This is a genomic window from Methylobacterium sp. AMS5 (assembly GCF_001542815.1).
Classification (GTDB): domain Bacteria; phylum Pseudomonadota; class Alphaproteobacteria; order Rhizobiales; family Beijerinckiaceae; genus Methylobacterium.
In genome coordinates this window covers 3947279-3958805 of sequence record NZ_CP006992.1, presented here as the reverse complement: position 1 = coordinate 3958805, position 11527 = coordinate 3947279, and the positions used below count along the sequence as shown (strand labels likewise).

Below are 11527 nucleotides of genomic sequence, written 5' to 3'. Positions count from 1 at the left end.
GCGAAGTGCCTGCGGTTGGGCCAGTTTGAATGCACCAACCGAGGACCACACGATGACCGACACACTCCCGACCTGCTACGATACGGCTCTCAGCCTCTCGCAACACGCCCGGACCCGGACTGCGCAGCGGGGTGTTACAGAGGCCGCCATTGCCTTGCTGTTCCGCTTCGGAGACGTCGAAATCCCGACCTCGTTCGGCCGACGAAGCTTACGCCTATCAAGCCGCCGAGCACAGGAACTCGCAGCCGAAGAACTGCCGATCGCCGTCATCGACAAGGCTAGGCGGATGGAGCTTATCCTTGGCGACGGTGACCGGGTCGTCACGGTCATCCGGTGCGATCCGGCGGCGGCAAGGCGTCGGCGCGCGGGCGGTCGTTGTCGGTCTGCTCGCGTTTGACGAGGAGGTGCCCGTGCCTGACGAGAACGTTATCGACGCCCGTGCCCGGTTCACTCCAGCACCAGCCAACGCCTCTGCGTTGGCCACCTCGGATCGATCCGTTGAACACCATGCCGAAAGCCTCCTCCAGACGCGGGCGCGGCTGGAGGAGGCCGACCGTGTCGCCGAAGAGGTCTCGGTGATCCCGAGAATTCCGGAGGCCGATCGGCCGCGCATGGCTCGTAACCTCGGCCGCATGGTCGAGGGCGCAGGCGCGGAGAGCGTGCATGCGAACGTCGCTGCGCTGTTTCAGAAGTGCTTTGGGCGTGAACCGGCCGAGAGCGCTCTGAAAAAGCGCAAGCGCTACGTTAGATTTTCCTTGGAGCCGCTTCCTTCGGCTGTGAAAGCCGGTGAGTACAACGCCCACGGAGCATTCTTCGTGCGGCTTGCTCACGCCTGGGCCGACCTGACCGCGTCCGGACGCGTGGCGCCCGAAGACGGTCGGCGCCAAGCGGTGCTCAACCTCGTCGAGGGGACCTCGTTCGACACCCGCGCGCGATCGGTGTTGCGTCGCTCCGAAATCGGGCGGCGCGAGTTCGTCGAGCGCATGGGCGACGTGCTTGCGCGGGTTAAGGCCGCCGTGGACTTGGAACGATACCTCGACGACGCCTGCGAGCTTCCACTGAACGCGACTCGCGTTTTCGCCGAGATCGACGATACCCGCGACGTGAGAGACAACACGAGGTGGCGCGATTTGCGCCTGAAAACCCTGGACGAGATCGAACGGCTCGGTCAGCCAGTAAATGGGCCTATTGGGGAGGACAGCGACGATATCGACGGGGTGCATTTTCTGGCGCCTAGCATTCTGATCGGAGTGCTCTACACGCCAGTCCGGGTGGGCGACGCGGTGCCGTACAGGCTCAGCCCCAGGAGGCATTCGCCCGATCATGACCCGATCGTGGCTGCCCTCATCGAAAGATTCGGGACCGAGAATGCCCTGATCTACGAGGCCGCCGTAACTCAATACCGATCGGAGTTGGTGACGATCGCGGAGGTCGAACCCACCTTCACCGACGAGTATGCCGCCTACAGGAAGGCGCAAGACGAGTGTGATGTGCGGTTCCGAGAGCGGTTACAAGCGGAGCTTTCCTTGCCGGTGAGGCCGCCGCGAATCTTGGACCCCTACTTGGAGCGCGTCCGGAACGCGCTGGCGAGTGCCCACGGCCCTGAGGCTGTCCGCATCATCGACGACCAAGTCGGCGACGCGAAGGGCGGTTGGGAAGCGACGTGGAATGTGCTCTCGGACGACAACCAGCGTTTCTTATGGGGTGGAAAGCCCATGTTCCTGTCGATCTACCGGGAGAGAGCAACGGGCCGCGCGCGGTTGGCGATCACCGTCGAGGACGGCATGTTCGTGCATCACACTTCGGTGATACAGCATGGCGCAATGGATGTCTTTGGAAGTTTACAGCAACCACAAAATATTGGTCACGGCGAGTTTTACTATGTGAATACAAATCACAATAGCGGATACCTTGTGCGCGACATTTATGAAAACGTCTTGGGGACGACGGGAGAATGCGAGAACCAGTTGCATCTTCTTCCAGGCGATGGTGCGCTGAAACTGGCCTTTACTCCGATGGACCGGAAGCCGCAACGAACTCCGAGGATGGTGTTCCGCCCTCTGTTCAACGATTGTCGTTCCGATCTGTCTCCCGCACCCTCCGATACGATCGCTGGAGCAATATTGCGAAACCTCGCCCACGCCTCTCCCGGAGAGCGGCTCGACGAGCTTCTGATCAAGGACGTGCGCGCCAAGAACGAAGAGATGCGCGCGTGCATTGAGCGGGAGGAGCGCAGATACCACGAAGGCATGAAGCGGTTAAAAGGCCAAGGCGAGCCTATTGGGTAGCGCGCCGCCTGGAGGCGCATGGTATTTCTTTCGGTCCTTGATCCTTCCATCAAGAGGGGTCCCGCCCGCTTTGCGCGCGTGCGGTCCCCCTGTCGGCTCCGATGGTGCACTCGACGGGCTCGCGCACCATCGTTCACCGCCGATCTCTCGAACTCGAATCGGAGACTGGCCGCGATCTCAGGCTTCGGCCTCCCCGGAAGAACCGCGCCATCGATCCCGCCTTCGATGATCGCGTAACTCCCGCCACCGCTGTCGAGGCTGACCGTGGCTCGTACGTTCAGGAGGACGGTAGGGCGAGGGTCGGCGCGACCTGCCGCGTGCACCGTCTGTTCGCACTCAGGAAGGCGTTTTTCTCACGGCCCATCTAATAAGGTCATGATCACCGCCCACCTGCACGAGGCCATGGCGAAGTACGGCACAAAACCCGGCACGCCAAAGGCGGTGTCGGAGGGCAATGACGAGGCCGACGATCGGTTAAGTGCTCGATTTGATTGGCGGAAGGGGTGGGACAACCGTCCGCAACCAACCAGCGCATTGAAATCAACGACTTAGGCTCTGGACCCATAAATTTGGCTTGGCAGGAGTGTCCGTGATTCCTTTGTGATGAAGGAGGACCGGATGGACGAGTTTTGGCTGACGGACGCACAGTTTGCGAAGATTGAGCCGCACTTGCCGACAGATACGCGAGGCAAGGATCGCGTCGATGACCGTCGGGTGATCAGCGGCATCATCCACGTGCTGAAGTCGGGCGGGCGTTGGGCGGATGCGCCACGCGAGGTTTATGGTCCAAGAAAGACGCTCTACAATCGCTTCGTGCGGTGGGCGGCCAAGGGGGTCTGGACCGATCTGTTCGAGACCCTGGCCAAGGCTGGCGGCCCACCCTCGCAGGTGCTCATCGATTCCTCGGCCGTGAAGGCGCATCGCTGCGCATCCGGCGGAAAAGGGGGGAGCATAATCAGGCCATCGGCCGTTCGCGGGGCGGGCGCACGACCAAAATCCATGCGCTCACCGACCGGTTCTGCCGCCCGCTTGCTTTCCTGCTGACAGGCGGACAGGTCGCGGACTGCAAGGCAGGAGCCTTACTCCTCGAGCGTTCGCCCCGGTGCCGCATCCTGCTCGCCGACAAAGGCTACGACAGCGACGCCATCCGTCGGCAGATCGAGGCGACGGGAGCCGCCCCCAACATCCCGCCGAAATCCAATCGGCGCTGGAAGCCGTGCTTCTCGCCAGTCCTCTACAAAGGCCGCAACGCCATCGAGCGTATGTTCGGTCGCATCAAGGACTTCCGTCGTGTTGCCACGCGATACGACAGGCTCGCAACCAACTATCTCGCCGCCGTCTCCATCGCAGCCACCGTCAGCTATTGGTTATGAGTCCAGAGCCTAGACCGGGCTGCTTGAGCTGCGGGGTAGCATAGCGGGGTAACAGCGCGCAACTTCGGCACGCTGCCGATGCTCATGCGAACGCCTCCTCCTCGTCCTTCCACTCGGGCAGAGACGGCAACTTATCCAAATCATGGGTAACCACCACTTTCAACGGTTGCCTCGCCAGTGAAACCGGTTGCATCGCGAGCCGGGCCTTACCGAGCGCGATGCGCGTATCCAGGTCCTGCTCCTTGGCCTCCAGGCGCCGGACGGCCTCGTTATGCTTTAGGCGATCGGCGTTCAGGTCCTCGCGGACCTTTTCACGGGCCAGCACCTCATCCGCCTCCCGCTCGGCATCCGCGAGGGAAAAGCCCCGGTAGGCGTACTGCCGGATCAGGTTGTCCCGGCGGGTCAGCCCGGCCCGGATGCGCTGGGTGTCACGCCGGTCGTAGCTGTCGCGGAACGCCTTGTGGAAGATCAGGATGCTCTCGACGGAGGGGTACTCCGAGAACAGCTCCGCAATCTTCGGGTCAGGAACGTGTGACATCTTCGAGGCCCAGACGCCGCGCCAGTTCGCGGCGCACCATTCCAGGAAGCCCAGGAAGGTGACCCCCTCGTGGTTCCATGCCTTCGAGTGGTTGCGCAGCCGGCCGATCTGCTTCCCCGTGGGGGCGGGCAGCGGGCTCGCCTCGACCCAGGCTTCCTGAGCAGCAGCCGCAAAGCCCTCGAACAGCGCAAGCCCATTGTGCTCGGCAGCCCGCGCAGCGCGCTTCGCTATGAGGGCGGCAGCCTTGTCCTTCACGGAAGCAATAGCAGCCCCGAGCTTGCTCTGCTCACTAGAAGCAATCGGGTCTTCGACCGCGCAAAGCGAAGCGACAGCTTCGCCACTTCTCTCTTCAGTTATAGTTCTGAAAGAACTGGTTCTCTCTTTAGTGTCCGCGTGGCGAACTGCCTTACCCTGTTTCACGGGGCTGCTGTCCGCAATACGAACTACCGGAGCGGCCTGCTCTACCGCGAAGTCGTCGCCCAGGTCCGGGCGATCGTCCTCTTCCGTCTGGGCGAGCCGCGCCTTTGCGGCCTTCGACATCTTGAGCTGCATCGCGAACTCCAGGGGGATGCTGTATTGGACCCGCCCGCGGATGGTCTCGACCGTGAGGGCGCCGGCCTGCTTCAGGATCGACAGGCTGTCGTAGAGCTTAGTCTTGCCGAGCGGCAGCCCTGCACAGATCAGCTCGCCGCCCTTCGAGACGATCCCGTTGAGGAACTGGGCGGCGCTGATGAACTCGGCAGTCTTCGACCAGCCGAAGGTGCGGTCGGCGATGAAGCGCAGGACCAGGATCGCGAAGGGGTCCTTGATCACGGCGCCCGCATTCCGGGTCACCGCACGCTCCAGGGAGAGGAAGTCCGAAGGGATTTTTTGACAAAAATCGAGACTTGTGACGGTCATGACAAGGGCTCTCACCTTGACGAACGCCATGACGAGGCTAGAATCTTAACATCGTCATGGAGACGTAGTGTTGATCGAGGCGAATTCGCCAATCTGCCAAGAAGCCGACTGCGCCATGAGACGTTGAGCCCCCGGATTTATCGTCCGGGGGCTCTGTCGTTGTCGGTATATACTATTTTACTCCAATGCGTATTGCAAGTAGATACGGTTTTTGCTATATCTGGGTAGTAGATTGCTCAGGTGCTCCAATGATTGCTCTCGGGTACAAGGAACGCGCCGACGTTGTCGAGAAGCTGGACCGCGCCGTCCAGGAAAGACGCGCCGCGAATACGACGGAAAGCTATTCGAGGGCGCGGTTCATCCGTGAGGCGGTCAATCGCGCGCTCGATGACCTCAACGACCCGGTTGAACCGAAGGTTTGGACGCGGCGCCGCAAGATCGTGCAGCCCGGCACCTCAAAGGGCCATGCGGGTCGCAGTGAAACCGGTTGCACTGAGCGCTGAGCGCAGCGCCACCCCCTCCGGCGCCCGCGGCCTCCACCATCCCACCGCGTCCGTGCGTTCCGCACGAACCATCAGAGTTAGAGCCAGAGGGGACACGCCATGAACTTGACCGCAATCCGGCCGCGTAAGGCCGCCGTCCAGGAGCAGGCGGAGCGGAGCATCGCCGACCGCAACCGTGGCGTCGGCCACGGTAATTTGCTGTTTCGCGATACCGCCCCCGTGATCTCCGCGGTCGTGAAGGGTCTCCAGGCCGCCCCGGCTGCCGCCCCGTCGCCCGGAGGGCTGGCCGCCTCGATCAAGGCGGCTTTCGCGCCCGTGATCGCCAGTGTCGAGAAGACTACGGCCTCGATCAAGGCGGCCACGGTTGCCCCGAAAGCGGTTGCTCCGGGACCAGCTCAGCGCAGCATCGGCACCTCGTCCGTTCCGATGACCACCGAGGCTGTGCGCCGCCGCGAGGCCGATGCCCGCGAGCAAGCTAGGAAGGCCGCCGCCCGTGATGATGCCGACCGCGTTCTAGTCACGAAGTCGGGACCCCGCGTCCTCACCTTCCGGAAATTGGACCCAACCTTGTCGGACGCCGCTATCCGGGCGTTGAGCCACATCGTTTCAGAGTGGGAGAAGGCCGAGCGGAGGCCGGTTCGGATCTACGCGGCCGATCTGCATCGGGCCTTGGACATCCCGCTCACTACCGCTCAGGCCGCCTTCACCGAACTCGTGGACAAGCGCCTGCTGATCTCCTCGAAGAATTCGGCAGGCGTGCAGCAGGTCTTGCCGGGCCTCGGCGTCACCGGGGTTTAAGGGGGAGGCTGCGATGATCGATTTCGATGACGCCGTAGCGGCTCTCAGGCGCCTCCATGTCGATGGCGAGGACTTGACCGCTGTTGGACACGCCTATGGGCAGCCAACGGCTCGGATGACCGCCGAGCTGACGGCGTTCCTGGCGGAGCTGCGGCGGTCCGTCGAAGCTGCGACCCGTTCGGAAAACCGGACGTACTCGATCGGCGCGCACGGTCGTCTTGATGAGTACGTCGATCTGCCGCCCGGCTTCCGCCTCGTGCCGCGGAGCGAGCTGTGAGGGTGCTGTCGCAGATCGAACGGCCCGCAACGGAGGATTTCACGTTCGCCTGCGGGCTCCTCCGTCAGCACATCGTGGAGGGTGTCCCGCTCCAGCGATTGGCCGATGCTTATGGTCTGAACCTGCCGCGCCTGCGGGCGAAGCTGATCGACCATCTCGCCGCCTGCCACGCTGCTTTAGGGATCGAGCCGCCCGCCATGATGCCGGAGGCCGCTCCCGAGCTACCCCCGGCCGTTGCACCAGTCCGTGTTCGCGAGCGGGTGCCGCGGGCCGCATAGCCCACTAATCACACCAGTCGGGCACTCCAAGCACTACGGGCAGCCCCCCTCAACGCGCGCCGATGCCTCGAAGGCCGGCGGGGGGACTGTCATGCCGATCATCAACGGCCGCTTCGTCAATTTCTTCGGGCACCGTACGCGCCAGTTCGTCCTCGCGCATCAGGCCCCGTTCCCAGGGCTCGCAGTTACCGTGATCCCAGATGTTGCCATGTTCCGGATCGTGGGCAACTTCCGCCGCAGCGTGAACGCAACTGGGTGCTGGTCGTACGCTAGCGAACGAAGCACGTATCCCGATATAGCCTTCAGCGATGTTCAGGGTACGAAGTGCCGTATCCGCGGCAATAGGCTCGCTCTGCTGCTTCGAGATGACGGACCGATATTTCCGGACAGGACTGCCAATCACTCCTGTGGGCATCGGTGGTGTGTCCACCCAGGCCATGTCTATTGTGGAACGCCTTCGGAAAATATGTACGACATGTACCTCGACGGCCGGCGTACCAATGGCCCGCGCTTAGATCTCAGTGCTGCTGAGTACGAACGCCTCCAGGCCGATCGCATTGCCCGTCAGGGGCAGGAGATCCGCTGCACCCGCTTTTTCTGTGACGACATCCGGGAAGAGTTGGCAGCGGCAACCCGGACCGTAGACCTAGGCGTTGCTGCCTAGAGTGCAGTGAAACCGGTTGCGCTGGATCGTGAAGTAGGCCGCCAAGTACGCATTGCCCGTTCCTCCTTTTACCCCAAGCTGTGAAGGAGGAACGATTTGCGCCTCCTTCTCCCACTCGATCCAGCAAAAACATGCTTTCCCCCGGCAAAAGGCCGGCTTGCGTCTAGATCTACAGGAGAACTTCATGTCCGGCGGCGCGAACGTTACCGTTACCATCGGAGCTGCGTTCGCGGGCTCCTTCCGTTCTGTGCTCGGAGCTGCCGACCGCGAGCTGAAGAGCTTCGGGAGGCATGCCACCCGCTCGATGAAGGCTTTTGGCCGCGAGAGTGAGCGGGCGGCCAAGGGCGTGGCCGCGATGGGCACCGCCGCCAAGAGCATGCAGACCTACGCGACCGCGGGCGCCAAGGCTGCCCGGTCCACGAAGTCCATCTCCGCAGCCACCGTGAAGATGACGAAGGCCCAGGTGCGTGCCGCGAAGGCCGCCAAGGGCGCCAACGGCAATGCCGCCTCGATCATGGGGCTGCCGTCGAAGGCCATGGTGCGCGACGCCGAGCGCACGATGAAGAGCTTCCGGCGCTCAATGAAACCGGTTGCAACGAACGACCTGACCGAGACCGCCGCGGCAATGCCGAAGGCGTACAAGCGGGCGGTGCGCGAGAGCGTGGCGCATGTCCGGGCCGGCAGTCGCGAGATCCGCCGGGCCATGGCAGAGGCTCCCGGCGGCAACGTCGCGTCGGCGATGGCCGGGATGCCGGCCGGTTTTGGGAAGGCGGTCGGCAACCTGCCCGGTGTCACGATGGGCGGCAAGGCATCCCGGCCTGCTACAGTCGCCAATAACGCCCATCCGGGGCCTCCCGCTCCGCCTGCTCCTCCCCGCTCGGCCTCCGGGCTGCCGCTGATCCGCGCCGCTCCGGTCCCGGCTCCCTGGGGCGCCCCGGCGGCTCCCCTTCCTCCAACCCCGCCCGTGGGCGGTGGCCGCGGTCGTGGTGGCAGAGGTGCGGGTGGTGGCGGACCCATCCCCCCTGCCCCTCCCGCTCGTGGTAGAGCGCCCGGTCGGCGCGGTGGCCGTGCTGCCCGGCGACCGGGCGGAGGCGGCCATGGTATGCACACGCATGACGGCGGCGCGATCGGCGGAGCTGTGGTCGGTGCCTTCAGTGCGAGATCGGTCTGGGAGGCTGTCCAGAGCGCCGGGGAGGTGAATGACCTCCAGATCCTACTCAAGCTCCAGGGGCGTACCACGTCGGAGATCCAGGAGGCCACGAACGCCGCTCGCCGCATCGCCCTGAAGAACCCGGCCATCAGCACAGCGGAGGCCCTGCGCGGCATCATCGACGTGGCCGATACCGGTGACCGCGACCTGAAGAAGGCTGCCCGTCTGGCGCCGCTCATTGCCCGGTCCTCGAAGGCGGTCTCCATACTTGCCGACGAAGAAGCCAAGGGCCGGATGGGCGAGGGTCAGTCTCGCTATCTGGGCCGTGCGATCGAAGACATGGGCAAGGGCACCAAGTCAGAGGGCGAGATCAAGGCGTTCGTGGATGCCATCACTGCCGGGACCATCGCGACCCGCGGTATCTTCAATCCGAAAGAACTGTTCCAGACGATCCAGAAGTCGGGCGGCATGGCCCGCGGCTGGGACAACGAGTTCACCGGCAAGGTACTTCCCGCCATCGCCATGGCAATGGGAGGCTCGGGCGCGGGTGATGCACTTTACATGTTCGGAAAAGGCTTCGCGAAAGGTCAGGTCCAGCTTTCGTCCGCTAAGGCGATGATGGAGATGGGGCTGATCAACTCCAAAGACCTACTCTACGACGGCAAGAAGTTCTTGGGTATCCGCCCCGATGCCATGCCGGACGCCGAGGGGCTTCGGAAGAACCCCTACGACTGGTTCAAGAAGACCGTGATCCCGGCTGCCTTGAGGAGCGCTGGCATCACGGACATCGGTGCGGAGCGGCGGCGGTTCGAGGGTCAGCACGGGAACGATGCGGACCTGTCTGGCCTGTCCGACGACGACCGCAGGGCCAAGCTGAACGACAAGTTCCGGACCCACATTGACGACACGCTTCAGCGCCAGTCCGATACGTTCGCCAAGGCGAAGAACTTCAGCAAGATGATTGCCGACTTCATCGCCCAGGTGGAGCAGATCGACCATCAGATTGCGCAGATCGGCCGCCAGCCGGTGAATGCCCTCGACATCATGTTCTCGGAGAACTTCAAGGCACAAACGGAGGCGGTATCCAAGAGCTTCCACAGCCTCATGGCGGCCATGGGGGCGCCGGAAGTGGGCACCGCAATCGCCGCGATGGACGGTCTTGCGAGGGGCATGGCAGGGCTTGCGTCGGTGGCGACGGCCGATCCGGAGAGCACAAAGAAGGTCATGGCGGCCTTCGCCGCGATCACGGCCGGCCTCGCCACTTTCGGTACGGTCGCCCTGTCCAGCACTGTCCTCGGCGCGATGGCTGCCGGCGGGCCGGTGACGCTCGCCCTGGTCGCTGTCGGAGCCACGATGGCCGCCTGGGCCGCCCTCGATTGGGACAGCTTCTCAGAAAGCATGAGCAACCTCCTGGCGATCGGTCAGGGGCTGAAATCTGCGCTCGATTTCCTCGACAGTCTGGGCACTGATGCCAAAGGCAACAGCCTGATCGGTAAGGCGGTCTCCGCCATGCTCGGCAACCGCGAGCAGGACAACGATGCCGGTGCGCTCGCTGGTAAAGAAAAGGCCCGTGACGCTGCCAAGGAGCGGCTGGAGAAGTACGACCCGAAGGCCCGCGGGTCCTTCCCCGGTCAGCGTGCTGGCCTGGAAGATGACCTGAAGCGTGCGGAGGAGGCTGTCGTCGCCCAGCGCGAGCAGAACGAGAAGTTCGAGGCCAAGAAGCGCAAGAAGGAAGAGGCCGCGGCCAAGGCGACTAAGGCACTCTCTGATGCCGAACAGGCCGCGAAGGATCTCACGGACCGCCGGAACGCGGCTAAGGCCCTGGAAGCTCACACGGTGCACTCGGACGCCGCGACGCAGGAAGCGCTCGACGCCTACCAACCGAAGTCAGAGAGCGCCGAAAGCCCCCGCAAGCGCCCTGGTCGCAAGCCGGGTTCGTTCGAGAAGGGTGCTCTGCCCCTCTCGGAGGAGAACGTTGTCATCCGGAAGGAGCCGGTCAAGCCGAGTGCTCCGGAGGTGATGGAGAAGGCCGCACCCATGGCCTCTCCGGCAACACCCGGCGCCTCCGTGGTGCCCAGTGTTCGCGATGCGCTGGCCTTCCGCCCTCACGGGCCCCTGCCCGATCCGAAGTCGCTGGAGGAGAAGATCCCGAACGCGTCGGCCGCGGACCGTGACAAGTATGTGCAGACGGTGCTCCCGAACCGGGGCACGCCGATCCCTGTGACCATCACGGGGCCAACGCCGGGTCAGACCAGTGCTGCTCCGGTGAAACCGGTTGCACCGGAGAGGGTAGCGGGTTCGGCCGTAAAGGCGATGGAGTGTCCGACGCCGATGCCGATCACGGGGCCGACGCCGGGTCAACAGGGGGCGCCCGCGGTTCCTGGGGCCGCGGTGGCGGCCGGCGGTAAGACCGTGGTGGACATCGCGGGACCGGTCTCGATCAAGGACGATGTTGGAGTAAAGCAGCCGCTTCGGCTGGTCGCTCCAGTCCTGATCTCGGCCCAGGGCATCCTAGCCGTGCATGACAGCGCGACGGCCGCGGGGGTCACCGGGATGAGCGCGGCGATTGCGGGGATGGCTGCTTCGTTGAGCAGCATCCAGGCGAGCACGGCAGCCACGGCGGCGGCATGTCAGGCCATCGCAGCTAAGGACTTCAGCCCGCAGATCACGGTCCAGGGGGGCGGGGGATCAGCCGGAGCGTCGCGGGAGCGTTCAAGCTTCAGCGATTGAAGGCATATGACGGCTCGACCTAAGGACG

At 64.0% G+C, this 11527-nt stretch carries 10 protein-coding genes; 8 read left to right on the top strand and 2 right to left on the bottom strand.

Features of this window, described 5'->3' with window-relative positions:
- The first annotated feature begins 299 nt into the window (after positions 1-299).
- The 3 genes from Y590_RS17785 (at position 300) to Y590_RS25930 (ending at position 3661) form a co-directional block, all read left to right on the top strand.
- Entirely contained in the window at positions 300-2288 is a 1989-nt protein-coding gene (locus Y590_RS17785) for a hypothetical protein (protein WP_144440010.1), read from the top strand.
- A gap of 375 nt (positions 2289-2663) precedes the next feature.
- On the top strand, positions 2664-2840 hold the full coding sequence (locus Y590_RS26845) for a hypothetical protein (RefSeq protein ID WP_158509755.1): 177 nt from the start codon (positions 2664-2666) through the stop codon (positions 2838-2840).
- Positions 2841-2906: 66 nt separating this feature from the next.
- Positions 2907-3661 (top strand): IS5 family transposase gene (locus Y590_RS25930; protein WP_144440009.1). Its coding sequence is split into 2 segments (ribosomal slippage): positions 2907-3236 and positions 3239-3661, totalling 753 coding nucleotides; the frame shifts between segments, so codons are not numbered across the junction.
- 82 nt (positions 3662-3743) lie between these two features.
- On the opposite strand, the gene Y590_RS17775 is transcribed toward Y590_RS25930, so the two are convergent.
- Positions 3744-5129 (bottom strand): hypothetical protein, encoded by a 1386-nt coding sequence (locus Y590_RS17775; RefSeq protein WP_060771016.1) that lies wholly within the window; start codon positions 5127-5129, stop codon positions 3744-3746.
- A 218-nt stretch (positions 5130-5347) separates the two neighbouring features.
- Between Y590_RS17775 and Y590_RS17770 the strand changes: the two genes are divergently transcribed.
- The 4 genes from Y590_RS17770 to Y590_RS17755 all read left to right on the top strand — a co-directional run bounded on the left by Y590_RS17770 (position 5348) and on the right by Y590_RS17755 (position 6955).
- Positions 5348-5602, top strand: coding sequence for a hypothetical protein (locus Y590_RS17770; protein ID WP_060771015.1), 255 nt, complete (start codon positions 5348-5350; stop codon positions 5600-5602).
- A gap of 99 nt (positions 5603-5701) precedes the next feature.
- On the top strand, positions 5702-6400 hold the full coding sequence (locus tag Y590_RS17765) for a hypothetical protein (RefSeq protein ID WP_060771014.1): 699 nt from the start codon (positions 5702-5704) through the stop codon (positions 6398-6400).
- 13 nt (positions 6401-6413) lie between these two features.
- Entirely contained in the window at positions 6414-6677 is a 264-nt protein-coding gene (locus Y590_RS17760; protein ID WP_060771013.1) for a hypothetical protein, read from the top strand.
- Between the two features lie 2 nt (positions 6678-6679).
- Positions 6680-6955, top strand: coding sequence for a hypothetical protein (locus tag Y590_RS17755; protein WP_144440008.1), 276 nt, complete (start codon positions 6680-6682; stop codon positions 6953-6955).
- A 49-nt stretch (positions 6956-7004) separates the two neighbouring features.
- On the opposite strand, the gene Y590_RS26575 is transcribed toward Y590_RS17755, so the two are convergent.
- On the bottom strand, positions 7005-7394 hold the full coding sequence (locus tag Y590_RS26575) for a hypothetical protein (RefSeq protein ID WP_144440007.1): 390 nt from the start codon (positions 7392-7394) through the stop codon (positions 7005-7007).
- A gap of 409 nt (positions 7395-7803) precedes the next feature.
- Between Y590_RS26575 and Y590_RS17740 the strand changes: the two genes are divergently transcribed.
- Entirely contained in the window at positions 7804-11499 is a 3696-nt protein-coding gene (locus Y590_RS17740; protein WP_144440006.1) for a hypothetical protein, read from the top strand.
- Positions 11500-11527 lie beyond the last annotated feature (28 nt).